A 14,152-nucleotide genomic window follows, 5' to 3' on the forward strand; every position below is an offset into this window, starting at 1 on the left:
CCATTTTGGGAGAAGCAGCACCATGAACAACAGCGAACTGAACCAACGTCGTCTGGCCGCCACGCCGCGCGGCGTCGGCGTAATGTGTGATTTTTATGCCGCGCGGGCGGAAAACGCCACGCTGTGGGACGTCGAGGGTCGCGAGTATACCGACTTCGCCGCCGGCATCGCGGTATTAAACACCGGCCATCGCCATCCGAAAATCGTCGCGGCGATCAAAGGGCAGTTGGAGCTGTTTACCCATACCGCCTATCAGATAGTGCCTTACGGCAATTATGTCGAACTGGCTGAAAAGCTCAACGCCCGGGTGCCGGTGGCCGGCCCGGCGAAAACCACGCTGTTAAGCACCGGCGCGGAAGCGGTGGAAAACGCGGTGAAAATAGCCCGCGCCTATACCCGACGCCCCGGCGTCATTACTTTCGGCGGCGCGTTCCATGGCCGTACGCTGCTGACGCTGGCGCTGACCGGTAAAGTCGCGCCCTATAAACTGGGATTCGGGCCGCTGCCCGGACAGGTTTTCCATGCAGCTTATCCCAATGCGCTGCACGGCGTGTCGGTCGACCAGGCCCTGGCCAGCATCGACAGCCTGTTCCATACCGATATCAGTCCTGATCAGGTGGCGGCCATTTTGTTCGAACCTGTGCAGGGGGAAGGCGGCTTTAACGTCGCGCCGCCCGAGTTTATCGTCGGCCTGCGCCAACTGTGCGACCAGCACGGCATTTTATTGATTGCCGACGAAGTGCAAAGCGGCTTTGCCCGTACCGGCAGGCTGTTCGCCATGGATCACTGCCCGCAGGTGAAAGTGGATCTGATTACCATGGCGAAAAGCCTGGGCGGCGGCATCCCCATTTCCGCCGTCGCCGGCCGCGCCGAGGTGATGGACGCTCCGGCGCCGGGCGGGCTGGGCGGTACCTACGCCGGCAACCCGCTGGCCGTGGCGTCCGCGCTGGCGGTGCTTGATGTAATTGATGAAGAACAGCTTTGCCAGCGCGCCCAGCGCCTTGGCGGCCATTTGGTGGAAGTGCTGCAACAGGCCCGGCAGACGTGTCCGTCCATTTCCGCCGTGCGCGGGCTGGGGTCCATGGTGGCGGTCGAATTTGCCGACCCGGCTACCGGCAAGCCTGACGCGCAGTACGCCAAGAGTATCCAAAAACAGGCGCTGGCACAGGGATTATTGCTGTTGACCTGTGGCGTGCACGGCAATGTGATTCGTTTTCTGTACCCGCTCACCATCCCCGATGATCAGTTCACCGCGGCGCTGGACCTGCTGAGCCGGTTGCTCAAGTCATAAATACGTAAGGATAGAAAGATGATGCAGCTTAATAACCCGCAATTGCTCCATCACCAGGCGTTGATCGACGGTGAATGGTGCGACGGCGACAGCGGCGCGCGCGAAGCCGTCACCAATCCGGCGACCGGGGAAATACTGGCCGAGGTGGCGCAGGTGAGCGCCGCCCAAACGGCGCGCGCCATCGATGCCGCAGCGCTGGCGCTGGTGTCCTGGCGGGCGCTGACCGGTAAACAACGCGCCGTGCTGCTGCAAAAATGGGCTATGTTGATTGTCGCGCACCAGGAGGATTTGGCGCGGCTGTTGACCGCCGAACAGGGTAAATCGCTGGCCGAGGCGCGCGGCGAAATCGCCTATGCCAATAGCTTTATCGAATGGTTTGCCGAAGAGGGAAAACGGGTGGAGGGCAGCGTGCTGCAGTCGCCCCAGGCCCGGCAGCGGCTGCTGGTGCTGAAGCAGCCCATCGGCGTGACCGCGGCGATCACGCCCTGGAATTTTCCGGCGGCGATGATTACGCGCAAAGTGGCCCCGGCGTTGGCGGCAGGTTGCACCATGATTGTCAAACCCGCGGAACAAACGCCGCTTACCGCCCTGGCCCTGGCCGAGCTGGCGGTACAGGCGGGTATTCCGCGCGGCGTTTTGCAGGTGGTCACCGGCCCCGCCGCCGATGTGGGACAGGTGCTGTGCGCCAGTCCCGTGGTGCGCAAGCTGAGCTTCACCGGCTCGACCGAGGTGGGGCGTCTGCTGATGGCGCAATGCGCGCCAACCATTAAAAAACTTTCCCTGGAACTGGGCGGCAACGCGCCGGTACTCGTGTTTGACGACGCGGATCTGGACAGCGCCGTGGCCGGCATCATGGCCTCGAAATTCCGCAACAGCGGCCAGACCTGCGTTTGCGCCAACCGTATCTATGTGCAGCGGGGCATTTATCCCGCCCTGGTCGCCCGGCTGGTAGCTGAAGTGGCGCGGCTTAAGGTGGGCGACGGCATGGCGGAAGGCACCACGCAGGGGCCGCTCATCGATGCGGATGCCGTCGACAAAGTGCGCGCGCATATCGACGACGCGTTGTCCCAGGGCGCCACGCTGCTGGCCGGCGGTAAGCCCCACGCCCTGGGCGGCACCTTTTTTGAACCGACCCTGATAGGCGACGTCACCGGCAAGATGCGTTTTGCGCGCGAGGAGACTTTTGGCCCCGTGGCGCCGCTGTTCCCCTTCAGCGACGAAGAAGAGGCCGTGGCTTTGGCCAACGCCACTGAATTCGGGCTTGCCGCCTATGTGTTTACCCGCGACGCCGCCCGGCAATGGCGCGTGCCCGAAGCGCTGGAGTACGGCATGGTAGGCGTGAACACCGGCCTTATCTCCAATGAAGTGGCGCCGTTCGGCGGCGTTAAGCAGTCGGGGCTCGGTCGTGAAGGATCGCGCTTCGGCATCGACGAATACCTGGAAATGAAATACCTGTGCGTGGCTATCGCCTCAGCGTGATAATCCGCTTTTCCCGGCCTGTCGCCGATACAGGCCGGGGAAGCAAACGCGGCTGCATCGCCAGGGTGCAACCTGTTGCAACTTTGCACGGCTTTAACGCATAACCCGGGTGCAACCCGGCATCCCTTCCACGCCAGACCCCCGTATTCACCGCGTGCGGACTCCCTGAAGAAAAAATGCCAGAGTGGCACGAAAGATGCTTGATGTATGATGCATCATTTAACTTTTCGTTGGCGCATTTTTTAGGGGACAGGATATGTTGAAACAATTAGCGGTATCCACATTGCTGGTCGGGCTGGCCTTCCAGGCCCAGGCGGAAACACTGACCGTGATTTCCTTCGGCGGCCAGAACAAAGTGGCGCAGGAAAAAGCCTTTTACCAGCCGTTTAAAGCATCGGGCAAAGGCGACATCGAGGCTGGGGAATACAACGGCGAAATGGCCAAGATCCGCTCCATGGTGGAAACCGGCCAGGTAGGCTGGGATCTGGTGGAGGTGGAAGGCCCGGAACTGCGTCGCGGCTGCGACGAAGGCCTGTTTGAAACCCTGGACTGGTCCAAGCTGGGCGATAAAAGCGAGTATGTGCCGGGTTCGGCCACCGAGTGCGGCGCCGGTATTTTCCTGTGGTCCACCGTGCTGACCTATGATGCGCAGAAACTGAAAAAAGCGCCGACCAGCTGGGCCGACTTCTGGAATGTGAAGGATTTCCCCGGCAAGCGCGCGCTGCGCAAGAGCGCCAAGTTTACCCTCGAAATCGCCCTGCTGGCGGATGGCGTAAGGCGCGAGGATGTCTATTCGCAGCTGGCGACGCCGGTGGGGGTTGACCGGGCCTTTCGCAAACTTGATGAAATCAAATCGAATATTCAATGGTGGGAATCCGGCGCGCAGCCGCTGCAGTGGCTGGTTTCCGGCGATGTGGTCATGAGCTCCGCCTATAACGGCCGTGTGGCCGCCGCCGCCACCGAAGGGCATGATTTCAAAATGGTATGGGACAACAGCCTCTACGATCTGGATAGCTGGGCCATCGTCAAAGGATCCAAGCATAAGGCCCTGGCGGAACAGTTTATCGCCTTCGCCAACCAGCCGGAAAACCAAAAGGTCTTTGCGGAAAATATTCCCTACGGGCCAACCAATAAAAACGCCATCGGCCTGATCGCGCCGGCGATTGCCGCCAACCTGCCGACGTCGCCGGATAACCTGGCCAATGCCCTGGCGGTGGATACGCAGTTCTGGATCGAGCATGGCGAAGATCTTGAGCAGCGCTTTAACGCCTGGGCCGCCCAGTAAGGGTTGGCGGCATGGGATCGCCACGCATTCCGGAGACGAAACAATGACATCAAGTAGAGCCATGCCGGCGCGGGATGCCGACGACGGCACGTTAAATACCGCCACGCTGAAGCAGCAGTTGTCTCAGTCGCAAAGGATTTACAAGCGCCGCACCTGGCTGCTGGTGGCTCCGCTGTTGCTGTTTATCCTGATAAGTTTTGTGGTGCCCATCGCCTCTATCCTGATAAAAAGCGTGGCGAACCCCGAGGTTCGCGACGGGCTGCCCAACGTGACGGCGGCGCTGTCCCGGTGGGACGGCACCGCGCTGCCGGATGAGGCCGTTTTCCAGGCGCTGGTCAGCGATCTGCGCCGGGCGCGCGCCGACGGGCAGATTGCCACGGTGGCAAAACGCCTGAGCTACGAAAGCCCCGCTTACCGCGGGCTGATTATGCGTACGCTGCGCGCCGCGCCTGACGCGCCGGGCATGACCCGCGCCGCGCTGATCCAGGCCTTACCGCAATGGGGCGATATTACCGTCTGGCGCTCGGTGCAGCGGGCCAGCCGGCCTTTTACCGGTTATTATGTCCTGGCGGTGTTTGATCGCAAGGTGGATATCCAGACCGGGGAGATAACCCGTTTGCCCGAGGGGCAGGCGCTGTATATCGGGGTGCTGCTGCGTACGCTGCTGATGGCGGCGGTGGTGACGCTTATCTGCCTGGCGCTGGGCTACCCGCTGGCTTACTGGCTGTCGAAACAGCCGGCCGGCCGCGCCAACCTGCTGCTGATCATGGTGCTGCTGCCCTTCTGGACTTCGTTAATTGTTCGTACCGCCAGTTGGATTGTGCTGTTGCAATCGGGCGGCTTGATCAACGGCGCCCTGTTGTATGCCGGCATTATCGACAAGCCCCTGGTGCTGGTGTTTAACCGCGTCGGCGTGTATATCGCCATGACCCATATTTTGCTGCCCTTTATCGTCCTGCCGCTGTATGCCGTGATGAAAGGTATCTCGCCTAACTATATGCGCGCCGCCATTTCGCTGGGCGCGCATCCCTTTACCGCCTTCTGGCGGGTGTATGTGCCGCAAACCTATGCCGGCATTGCGGCGGGGGGACTGCTGGTGTTTATCATGGCCATCGGTTATTACATCACGCCCGCGCTGCTCGGTGGCCCCGGCGACCAGATGCTGAGCTATTTTGTGGCGTTCTTCACCAATACCACGATGAATTGGGGCATGGCGGCGGCTCTCGGCAGCCAATTGCTCATCATCGTGATCCTGCTCTATATCGTCTACATCCGGGTTACCCGGACGCAGGCGGAGCTGGCCGCGCATTAACCGGGAGAATGATGATGATAAGACAGGAAGGCCTGTTCCTGATGCGGTTGTGGCATACCGCCTTTAATTTTTACGGCGCGGCGATACTGCTGTTTTTGGTGGTGCCGGTGCTGATCATCGTGCCGCTGTCGTTTAACTCCGGCTCGTTTCTCAGCTATCCGCTAAACGGATTTTCACTGCGCTGGTATCAGGCGTTTTTTCATTCCCGCGAGTGGCTGGGGGCGCTGGGCAATAGTTTGCTGATAGCGCCGCTGGCCACGCTGCTGGCCACCATTCTCGGCGTCCTGGCCTCGGTGGGCCTGGTGCGCGGCGAGTTCCGCGGCAAGACCCTGGTGATGGCGATTATCGTCTCGCCGATGATAGCGCCGGTGGTGATCGTGGCGGTGGGCCTGTTTTTCTTTTTCGCCCGCATATCGCTGTTGAACAGCTATCTCGGCCTGGTGCTGGCGCACGCCATGCTGGGCGTGCCTTTTGTGGTCATCACCGTCACCGCGGTGCTGAAAAACTACGATCGCAACCTGTCCCGCGCCGCCGCCAGCCTTGGCGCGCCGCCGTGGCTGGTGTTTGCCAGGGTAACGCTACCGCTGATTGCCCCCGGCGTGTTTTCCGGCGCCTTGTTTGCCTTTGCCGCCTCATTCGACGAGGTGGTGGTCACTTTGTTCCTGGCCAGTCCCGGACAGCGTACCCTGCCAATCCAAATGTTCGCCGGCATCCGCGAAAACCTGGATCCGACCATTGCCGCCGCCGCCTCGCTGATGGTGGGCGCCTCGCTGATATTATTATTGGTGATGGAAATGCTCCGCCGCCGTTCCGCACGCATCCGCGGATCGGAAGGGCGCGGGAGATAAGATGGCGCAACGGAGATAAGGGGGGCGGCGCCAAGCGAAAAAAAGCGGATGCCCCGGCAAGGGTTTTCAGGTAGATTTTGTTGCATCACGCATCACAGGGGAGTGAACGCCTTGGAGCAGAAAACCTTATTGCTGACCGGCGCCAGCCGCGGGATCGGCCATGCCACCGTCAAGCATTTCCATGCGGCCGGCTGGCGGATTTTTACCGCCTCGCGCCAAAGCTGGGTGGAAGAATGTCCCTGGGCCGAAAAAATGCTCAATCACATCCATCTGGATCTGGAAGATATCGCGGGCGTCGAGTCCGCGCTGACGCTTATCAAAGAAAAACTGGGCGGGCGGCTGGACGCGCTGGTCAATAACGCCGGCATCTCGCCCAAGGCCGCCGACGGCGGCAGGCTGGGGGTGCGCGAAACCGATTACGCCACCTGGATGCGGGTGTTCAATGTCAACCTGTTCTCCACCGCGCTGCTGGCCAACGGCCTGTTTGCGGAGCTGCGGCAGGCCCAGGGCGGGATCATCAACGTGACCTCCATTGCCGGCACCCGGGTGCATCCTTTCGCCGGCGTCGCCTATGCCACCTCCAAGGCGGCGCTGTCCGCGCTGACCCGCGAAATGGCCTATGATTTCGGCCGTTTCGGCATCCGCGTCAATGCCATTGCGCCGGGAGAAATCGATACCGCCATCCTCTCACCCGGCACCCAGGATATTATCGAACGGCAGGTACCCTTGCAGCGCCTGGGCCGGCCGGAGGAAGTGGCCTCGCTGATTTATTTTCTTTCCACCAACGGCGCCGCCTATGTCAACGGCGCGGAAATTCCGGTTAACGGCGGGCAGCACGTCTGACCGGGAGCGGGTTTACCGGTTTACCCCGGCGGCGCCGTCTGGCTGGCGGCGGTAAATCGGGCCAGCATCGCATCGCTGTCCAGGATATCCTGGCGCATGGCGTTGGCGGCCGCGTCACCGTCCCGCTGGCGCAACGCGGCCAGCAGCGTCTGGTGATGGCCGATGGTCATCTGTTGGGTGAGCTGGGCGTAGGCTTGGGCAATCAGCGGCCCGGTGCGCATCCACAACCGGTCGATAAAGCTGCTCAGCACCGGCATCATGGCGCTTTGCGCCACCAGTAAATGAAATTCGCTGTTAAGCCTGAGCGCGGACACCCAATCCTCTTCGGTAATGGCGCGAATATTGCGCCGGATATTGACGGTCAACAGCTGGACGGCGGCGGGGGTGACGCGCATGGCCGCGCGCTGCGCGCCCATGCCTTCCAGCTCCAGGCGCAGGGTTTTCAGCTCCAGGTATTGTTCTTGGTTAAGGGACGGCACGCGAATGTCTTTGGGCGTGCGCATCTCCAGCGCCTGTTCTTTGGCCAACTGCAATACCGCGTCCCTGACCGGGGTTACGCTGGTGCCGACCTGCGCCGCCAGTTCGCGGATGCGTAATCGATCGTTAGGTTTCAGCTGGCCGGTAATCAATGCCTGGCGCAGATTGGCGTATACGCTGGAACCGAGGTAAGAGTGTTCTATTGGGCCTGGTTGATAACTCACCGCTTTTCCCGCCTGAAGGCCGCCGCGGCGGCAAATAAACACAGTGCATCAAATATACAACATGATGCGTCAGAATAGCCATGCGCTTTCCGCCGCCGCTGATTTACACTTCTACAGAGTAGGTGTTAGTGCATTTTATGGGTAGGTGGCGGTAAAAAAAAAGTCTAGACTTTCAGAATGTTGATGAATCCGCATTGCGCCCGGCGCCGGCGTTGCGCCACGCTTGAACGCCAGATGGCCCGGGCCGCATTTTATTAAGACGATCTACGGGAGAAAAACTGATGAAAGCGATTGCCTATACCCGGCATGGACTGCCTATTGAGGATCCCCAGGCGCTGGTGGATATCGACCTGCCCAAACCGACACCGGGAGCGCGCGATTTGCTGGTGGCGGTCAAGGCGATTTCCGTCAATCCGGTCGACACCAAGGTGCGCGCCAAGGCGGAGGTCAGCGCACCGCGCGTGCTGGGCTGGGATGTCGCCGGCGTTGTCGAGGCGGTGGGCGCGGACGTCACGCTGTTTAAACCCGGCGATGAGGTTTTTTATGCCGGTTCCATTACACGGCCGGGCTGCAACAGCGAATTTCACCTGGTGGATGAGCGCATCGCCGGGCACAAACCAGCCTCGCTGGACTTCGCCCATGCCGCCGCGCTGCCGCTGACCTCGGTCACCGCCTGGGAATTGTTGTTTGACCGGCTGGGCGTGGCCGAAAACGGCGGCGAAGGCGACGTGCTGCTGATTATCGGCGCCGGCGGCGGGGTGGGGTCGATACTCACCCAACTGGCGCGAAGGCTGACCCGAATGACGGTGGTCGGCACCGCCTCGCGTCAGGAAACCCGCGACTGGGTGCTGAAACTGGGCGCGCACCATGTGATCGATCATTCCCGTCCCCTGCTGGATCAGTTAACGCAGTTGGGGATCGCCAATGTCACCCACGTGGCGAGCCTGACGCATACCGACAGCTATTATCCGCAGCTGATCGAGGCTCTGGCGCCACAGGGACGCCTGGCCCTGATTGACGATCCGGCCGCGCTCGACGCATTGCCGCTTAAGGCCAAGTCCCTGTCCCTGCACTGGGAATTGATGTTCACCCGTTCCCGGTTTGAAACCGCGGATATGATTAACCAGCACCACCTGCTTGAACGCATTGCCGCGCTTATCGACCAGGGCGTGCTCCAGACCACGTTCGCCCAGCATTTCGGCGCCATCAACGCCGCCAATCTGCGCAAAGCGCACGCGCTGCTGGAAAGCGGCAAATCCCGGGGCAAGTTAGTGCTGGAAGGGTTCTGATCCTAAGGACTGATAGCCGCGCGTACGGTATTGCCGCCGGCCGGGCTTACGCCTTAGCGCCTGCGTAACAGAACGGCGGCGGCGGGGTCAAAACCTACCGCCGCCGTTTACAGCGCTTTTAATGTAATCAGCATACAAATTAGTGAGTACCATCAAAGACAACGCCGGCGTTTTTCGGTAAGTTAGCGCCACTGAGTCCCGCGCGCGCCGCGCATGACGGGCGTTATTTTACGAGCCGTTGTTTATGCATGAGTTCAATTTGGTTTTACTGTTGTTACAGCAGATGTGCGTCTATTTGGTTATTGCGTACCTGCTGAGTAAAACGCCGCTGTTTATCCCGCTGATGCAAGTTACCGTCCGACTGCCCCATAAGCTCTTGTGCTATGTCATGTTTTCCATGTTTTGCATTATGGGCACCTATTTCGGCCTGCATATTCAGGATTCCATCGCCAATACCCGCGCCATCGGCGCGGTGCTGGGCGGCCTGCTGGGCGGGCCGGTGGTCGGCGTGCTGGTCGGTTTGACCGGGGGGCTGCACCGTTATTCCCTGGGCGGCATGACCGCTGTCAGCTGCATGATTTCCACGGTGGTGGAAGGCCTGCTCGGCGGTCTGGCGCACCGGCTGCTGATCAGGCGCGGGCGTATCGATCGCCTGTTTAATCCGTTTACCGCCGCCGGCGTCACGCTGCTGGCGGAAATGCTGCAGATGATGATTATCCTGGCGGTGGCCCGTCCTTATGAAGAGGCGCTGCGGCTGGTCAGGAGCATCGCCTTGCCGATGATCGTCACCAACAGCGTCGGGGCGGCGATGTTTATGCGCATCCTGCTGGACCGGCGGGCGATGTTCGAGAAATATACCTCGGCCTTTTCCGCCCGCGCACTGAAAATCGCCGTTTGTACCGAAGGTTTTCTGCGCCAGGGTTTTAACCAGGAAAACAGCATGAAGGTGGCGGAGGTCATCTACCAGGAGCTGGATATCGGCGCCGTCGCCATTACCGACCGGGAAAAGCTGCTGGCGTTTATCGGCATCGGCGACGATCACCACGTACCCGGCACGCCGATTTCCTCCGCGCATTCGCGCCGGGCCATTGATAATAATGAAGTGTTCTATGCCGACGGCAACGAGACGCCGTACCAGTGTTCGTTACAACGTCACTGCAAGCTGGGGTCGGCGCTGGTCATCCCGCTGCAAGGCGAAAACGGTGAGGTGATTGGCACAATCAAGCTGTACGAGGCCAAAAACCGGCTGTTCAGCTCCATCAACCGTACCCTGGGCGAAGGCATCGCCAGCCTGCTGTCCGCGCAGATCCTGGCCGGGCAGTACGAACGGCATAAACTGTTGCTGACGCAGTCGGAAATCAAGCTGCTGCATGCCCAGGTCAATCCGCATTTTTTATTTAACGCCCTGAATACGCTGGTGGCGGTGATCCGCCGCGACAGCGATCAGGCCAGCCAACTGGTGCAGAATCTCTCGACGTTTTTTCGCAAGAATCTGAAACGCTCGGAGGAAGTGGTCACGCTCGCCGACGAAATCGAGCATGTCAATGCCTACCTGCAAATTGAAAAGGCGCGTTTTCAGGACCGTCTGCAAATCCGCTTTGATCTGCCCGAGGCATTGCTCGGCATGCATCTGCCGGCCTTCTCCCTGCAGCCCCTGGTGGAAAACGCCATTAAGCACGGCACCTCGCAACTGCTGGGTCAGGGCATCGTAACCCTGAGCGCGCGGCAGCATGACCACCGCCTGCTGTTGTGCATCGAGGACAATGCCGGTCTGTATCGGTTGGTCGCCGGCAATACCGGGCTTGGCATGAATCTGGTGGATAAGCGCGTACGGGTGCGCTATGGCGAGGAGTACGGCATCAGCGTCGAATCCCGTCCCGAGCTGTTTACCCGTATTATCCTGAGCCTGCCGCTGGAGGAAGAGGTCCCATGCTGAGCGTGCTGATTGTCGATGACGAACCGCTGGCGCGGGAAAACCTGCGCTGCCTGCTCCAGCAGGATCCGCAAATTGCCATCGTCGGCGAGAGCGCCAATGCCCTGGAAGCGATAGGGGCGGTGCACCGGCTGCATCCGGACGTCATCTTTCTGGATATCCAGATGCCGCGCATCAGCGGGCTGGAAATGGTCGGCATGATCGATCCGGCCTGCATGCCGTATATCGTCTTCCTGACCGCCTTTGATGAGTACGCCGTCCGCGCGTTCGAGGAACACGCCTTTGATTATCTGCTAAAACCTATCGAGTCGCGGCGCCTGGCCAAGACGCTTGGCCGTCTGCACAATGAACGCCCGGAGCAGGATATCGGCCTGCTGGCGGTTCAGGAAAGCGCCCTGAAATACATTCCCTGCACCGGCCACAGCCGCATCTATCTCTTGAAAACCGAGGACGTGCTGTTCGCCAACTCCAGGCTGAGCGGGGTGTATGTCACAGGTATCGAGGGCGGGGAATGTTTCACCGAGCTGACGCTGAAACTGCTGGAAAGCCGTACCCCGCTGGTGCGGTGTCACCGGCAGTTCCTGGTCAATCTGGCGCATTTGCGCGAAATTCGCCTGGAAGACTCCGGCCAGGCGGAGATTGTACTGAGCAACGGCCAGACGGTGCCGGTCAGCCGGCGCTACCTTAAATCCCTCAAGCAAAGCCTGGGGCTAAAAGCGTAGCAGGGGGCCAATGCGCCGCCGCCCTGGCCTGGGCGTCTACTCCGGCATCGCCGGCGGTAGCGGCGCAGGCGCCTGGGTTGCCGCCAACAGCGCCCGGATGCCGGCCCGATCGCCGGGCGTTGCCGGATTATAGATAACCAGGCCCAGATCCGGCTTGCCGTCGACGGAGAACGCCGAATATTCGAGCGTGATCAGTCCCAGGGTCGAATGCCGGATGTACTTGGTTCCCTCACCGTAAATGCCGACGTCATGGTCACGCCACAGGGCCGCGAACTCTGGGCTGGCCAGGCTTAATTCCTCTACCAGCGCCCTGGCATGCGCGCCTACGCCGGTCCTGGCCGTTTCGGTGCGAAAGGTGGTGACCACGAAACGCGCCACGCTTTCCCAATTGGGTATTTTTGTCCTGATGCCGGGGTCGCAGAAAATGATGCGCAAAATATTGCGCCGGGATTCGGGCAGCGCCGGATAATTGGCCAGCACCACCGTGGCGGCGCGATTCCAGGCAATAATGTCCCATTCGGCGGTTTTGACATACGCGGGACAATATTCCAGCGAGTCAAGCATACGTTGCAACTGCGGCGTCACGCCGCGGCGCTTGGCATAAGCCACCTCCGGCGGCCGGTTCTGGGCCAGCAGGAATAAATGCTCGCGCTCGACATCCGTCAGGGCAAGCGCGCGGGCGAGGCGGTCGAGCACGTCGGCCGACGGCGCGCCGCCGCGGCCCTGCTCAAGCCAGGTATACCATGTGGTACTGACGTTGGCGAGCAGCGCCACCTCCTCGCGGCGCAGGCCGGGCGTACGCCTGCGGGTCATGGAATAGCCCAGGCTTGCCGCGTCGAGCCTGGTGCGGCGATACCTGAGATAGTTTCCCAGCAGATTGTCATCCTGCGCTGTCGTCATGCCGTTGCCTTTCCCCAAGGGTGCTTTGCCGTATTATCGCCATATCGGGCCGGTTTGTCACAGACCGCCTTGAACCGGTGCGACATAAACAGTATAGCGCCATGCTTTTTCGCGCACCATCACGCGTTCAGGGCGCTTAAATAGCGTGGAAGCTTGCACGACACATAAGTAAGTGCTAATGTGTTTGCTATGATAGAAAACGACATCTTTAAGGCGTTAGCCGATCCGACGCGACGCGCCATCTTCGAAAAACTGGCGGACGGCAGTATGAACGCCAGCGCGCTGCGCGTGGGCATCGAAATTAGCCAATCCGCCATGTCGCAGCACCTGGCGGTACTGCGCAACGCCGGGCTGGTGCGCGAAGAGCGGCGGGGCCGTTTTGTCAACTACGACATTAATCCGCAGGGTTTGGCGCTTATCGCCCGCTGGCTGGCGAAGTATCGGGCCTACTGGCCCGCGCGGGTGGATGATTTGAAGGTTTTGCTGAAGGATATGGATCAATGACAAACCCTAAAACCGGGGATCGCGTCAACGAGCTGCGATTCGAATATGAACTTGATGCGCCTGCGGAAAAGGTCTGGCGGGCCATCAGTATTCCCGCGCTGCGTGAGAAATGGCTACCCGGCGTGGCCCTGGGGCAATGCGCACCCCTCTCATCAACCCGGGAAGGCGAAATACGTTATCGCCTGCGGGAAGCAGAACCGCCTTTCCTTGCAAGCCATGTCACGTTGCATATCAGGCCGAATGACGCGGGCGGGACCATTCTGACTATTATCCACCGGCTGGCAGATGCGCGGCTGGGCAGCCCGGTGCCCCCTGCGGCCAACGACGAAACGTCTTCTCTGATGCTTGCCGCCTGATCCGCCTGGCGGGCCACAGCGTATTTTTGCCATAACCATAAGGAGTCGCCCATGCGCGAAGCGCTGCAACTCATCCCGATGGTGGTCGAGCAATCCAGCCGGGGTGAACGATCTTTCGATATTTATTCACGGCTGTTGCGCGAACGCATTATCTTCCTCAATGGTGAAGTCGACGATACGATGTCGGCATTGGTCTGCGCGCAGCTTCTTTTCCTGGAAGCCGAGAATCCGGAAAAGCCCATCCATCTGTATATCAATTCGCCCGGCGGCGTCGTTACCAGCGGTTTCGCCATATATGACACCATGCAGTTTATTCAGGCGCCGGTCTATACCCTTTGCATGGGAACCGCGCGCTCGATGGGATCATTTCTGTTGATGGCGGGCGCGCCCGGCCAGCGGGTGGCGCTGCCCAACGCCAGTTTGCACGTGCATCAACCTTTGGGCGGTTATCAGGGACAGGCATCGGACATCTTTATCCACGCCGAAGAAATGCGGCAAACGAAACGCCGGATTACGCATTTATATGCCGAGCATTGCGGGCACAGCTATGAAGAGGTTGAGCGCACGCTCGATCGCGACCGTTTTATGACGGCGGAGGAAGCGCTTGAGTGGGGACTGATCGATCGCGTTCTTATTAAGACGTAAGAGAATATTTTGAATGCGCACCGATCGCGCGCGTTCTTATAAAA

At 60.4% G+C, this 14,152-nt stretch carries 14 protein-coding genes; 12 read left to right on the forward strand and 2 right to left on the reverse strand.

What is annotated here, in order from left to right; genetic code table 11:
* Positions 1-22: 22 nt before the first annotated feature.
* From ACL2XM_RS08475 to ACL2XM_RS08500, 6 genes are all read left to right on the forward strand, one after another.
* Positions 23-1,291, forward strand: a complete 1,269-nt coding sequence (locus ACL2XM_RS08475) for a 4-aminobutyrate--2-oxoglutarate transaminase (protein WP_413732733.1) — start codon at positions 23-25, stop codon at positions 1,289-1,291.
* Positions 1,292-1,312: 21 nt separating this feature from the next.
* Positions 1,313-2,770: an NAD-dependent succinate-semialdehyde dehydrogenase gene (locus ACL2XM_RS08480; RefSeq protein WP_413733210.1), complete on the forward strand. Its 1,458-nt coding sequence runs from the start codon at positions 1,313-1,315 to the stop codon at positions 2,768-2,770.
* Between the two features lie 256 nt (positions 2,771-3,026).
* Complete coding sequence (locus ACL2XM_RS08485; protein WP_410014939.1) at positions 3,027-4,055, forward strand: ABC transporter substrate-binding protein; 1,029 nt, start codon at positions 3,027-3,029, stop codon at positions 4,053-4,055.
* A gap of 43 nt (positions 4,056-4,098) precedes the next feature.
* On the forward strand, positions 4,099-5,367 hold the full coding sequence (locus tag ACL2XM_RS08490) for an ABC transporter permease (RefSeq protein WP_410014940.1): 1,269 nt from the start codon (positions 4,099-4,101) through the stop codon (positions 5,365-5,367).
* Positions 5,368-5,375: 8 nt separating this feature from the next.
* Positions 5,376-6,215 (forward strand): ABC transporter permease, encoded by an 840-nt coding sequence (locus ACL2XM_RS08495; protein WP_410014941.1) that lies wholly within the window; start codon positions 5,376-5,378, stop codon positions 6,213-6,215.
* Positions 6,216-6,326: 111 nt separating this feature from the next.
* Positions 6,327-7,058, forward strand: coding sequence for an SDR family NAD(P)-dependent oxidoreductase (locus ACL2XM_RS08500; RefSeq protein ID WP_413722928.1), 732 nt, complete (start codon positions 6,327-6,329; stop codon positions 7,056-7,058).
* Between the two features lie 20 nt (positions 7,059-7,078).
* Here ACL2XM_RS08500 and ACL2XM_RS08505 read toward each other — a convergent pair whose 3' ends face one another.
* Positions 7,079-7,759, reverse strand: coding sequence for a GntR family transcriptional regulator (locus tag ACL2XM_RS08505; protein WP_410014943.1), 681 nt, complete (start codon positions 7,757-7,759; stop codon positions 7,079-7,081).
* A gap of 281 nt (positions 7,760-8,040) precedes the next feature.
* Between ACL2XM_RS08505 and ACL2XM_RS08510 the strand changes: the two genes are divergently transcribed.
* The 3 genes from ACL2XM_RS08510 (at position 8,041) to btsR (ending at position 11,703) form a co-directional block, all read left to right on the forward strand.
* The gene (locus tag ACL2XM_RS08510; RefSeq protein WP_410014944.1) at positions 8,041-9,048 is read left to right on the forward strand and encodes a zinc-binding alcohol dehydrogenase family protein; all 1,008 of its coding nucleotides are present in this window, start codon (positions 8,041-8,043) and stop codon (positions 9,046-9,048) included.
* A gap of 244 nt (positions 9,049-9,292) precedes the next feature.
* Positions 9,293-10,984 carry a LytS/YhcK type 5TM receptor domain-containing protein gene (locus ACL2XM_RS08515; RefSeq protein ID WP_410014945.1) on the forward strand — a complete coding sequence of 564 codons (1,692 nt, stop codon included), beginning with the start codon at positions 9,293-9,295 and terminating at the stop codon, positions 10,982-10,984.
* The gene (gene btsR, locus ACL2XM_RS08520; protein WP_413722927.1) at positions 10,978-11,703 is read left to right on the forward strand and encodes a two-component system response regulator BtsR; all 726 of its coding nucleotides are present in this window, start codon (positions 10,978-10,980) and stop codon (positions 11,701-11,703) included. Before ACL2XM_RS08515 ends, btsR begins: the two co-directional genes overlap by 7 nt.
* 36 nt (positions 11,704-11,739) lie before the next feature.
* Here btsR and ACL2XM_RS08525 read toward each other — a convergent pair whose 3' ends face one another.
* Positions 11,740-12,603: a helix-turn-helix transcriptional regulator gene (locus tag ACL2XM_RS08525; protein WP_410014947.1), complete on the reverse strand. Its 864-nt coding sequence runs from the start codon at positions 12,601-12,603 to the stop codon at positions 11,740-11,742.
* A gap of 189 nt (positions 12,604-12,792) precedes the next feature.
* On the opposite strand from ACL2XM_RS08525, the gene ACL2XM_RS08530 reads away from it, so the two are divergent.
* From ACL2XM_RS08530 to ACL2XM_RS08540, 3 genes are read left to right on the forward strand one after another with little or no spacing between them, the layout of a single operon-like run.
* Positions 12,793-13,107, forward strand: coding sequence for an ArsR/SmtB family transcription factor (locus tag ACL2XM_RS08530; protein ID WP_410014948.1), 315 nt, complete (start codon positions 12,793-12,795; stop codon positions 13,105-13,107).
* Entirely contained in the window at positions 13,104-13,463 is a 360-nt protein-coding gene (locus ACL2XM_RS08535; protein WP_413732734.1) for an SRPBCC family protein, read from the forward strand. The genes ACL2XM_RS08530 and ACL2XM_RS08535 overlap by 4 nt, the downstream gene beginning before the upstream one ends.
* Positions 13,464-13,514: 51 nt before the next feature.
* The gene (locus ACL2XM_RS08540) at positions 13,515-14,108 is read left to right on the forward strand and encodes an ATP-dependent Clp protease proteolytic subunit (RefSeq protein ID WP_413722926.1); all 594 of its coding nucleotides are present in this window, start codon (positions 13,515-13,517) and stop codon (positions 14,106-14,108) included.
* Positions 14,109-14,152 lie beyond the last annotated feature (44 nt).

Origin of the sequence: Sodalis sp. RH20 (assembly GCF_047324205.1) — a bacterium.
Classification (GTDB): Bacteria; Pseudomonadota; Gammaproteobacteria; order Enterobacterales; family Enterobacteriaceae; genus Acerihabitans.

Coding starts and splice junctions, on each gene's coding strand:
- ACL2XM_RS08475 (WP_413732733.1), top strand. CDS start 23: ATGAACAACAGCGAACTGAACCAACGTCGTCTGGCCGCCACGCCGCGC.
- ACL2XM_RS08480 (WP_413733210.1), top strand. CDS start 1,313: ATGCAGCTTAATAACCCGCAATTGCTCCATCACCAGGCGTTGATCGAC.
- ACL2XM_RS08485 (WP_410014939.1), top strand. CDS start 3,027: ATGTTGAAACAATTAGCGGTATCCACATTGCTGGTCGGGCTGGCCTTC.
- ACL2XM_RS08490 (WP_410014940.1), top strand. CDS start 4,099: ATGACATCAAGTAGAGCCATGCCGGCGCGGGATGCCGACGACGGCACG.
- ACL2XM_RS08495 (WP_410014941.1), top strand. CDS start 5,376: ATGATGATGATAAGACAGGAAGGCCTGTTCCTGATGCGGTTGTGGCAT.
- ACL2XM_RS08510 (WP_410014944.1), top strand. CDS start 8,041: ATGAAAGCGATTGCCTATACCCGGCATGGACTGCCTATTGAGGATCCC.
- ACL2XM_RS08515 (WP_410014945.1), top strand. CDS start 9,293: ATGCATGAGTTCAATTTGGTTTTACTGTTGTTACAGCAGATGTGCGTC.
- btsR (WP_413722927.1), top strand. CDS start 10,978: ATGCTGAGCGTGCTGATTGTCGATGACGAACCGCTGGCGCGGGAAAAC.
- ACL2XM_RS08525 (WP_410014947.1), bottom strand. CDS start 12,603: ATGACGACAGCGCAGGATGACAATCTGCTGGGAAACTATCTCAGGTAT.
- ACL2XM_RS08530 (WP_410014948.1), top strand. CDS start 12,793: ATGATAGAAAACGACATCTTTAAGGCGTTAGCCGATCCGACGCGACGC.
- ACL2XM_RS08535 (WP_413732734.1), top strand. CDS start 13,104: ATGACAAACCCTAAAACCGGGGATCGCGTCAACGAGCTGCGATTCGAA.
- ACL2XM_RS08540 (WP_413722926.1), top strand. CDS start 13,515: ATGCGCGAAGCGCTGCAACTCATCCCGATGGTGGTCGAGCAATCCAGC.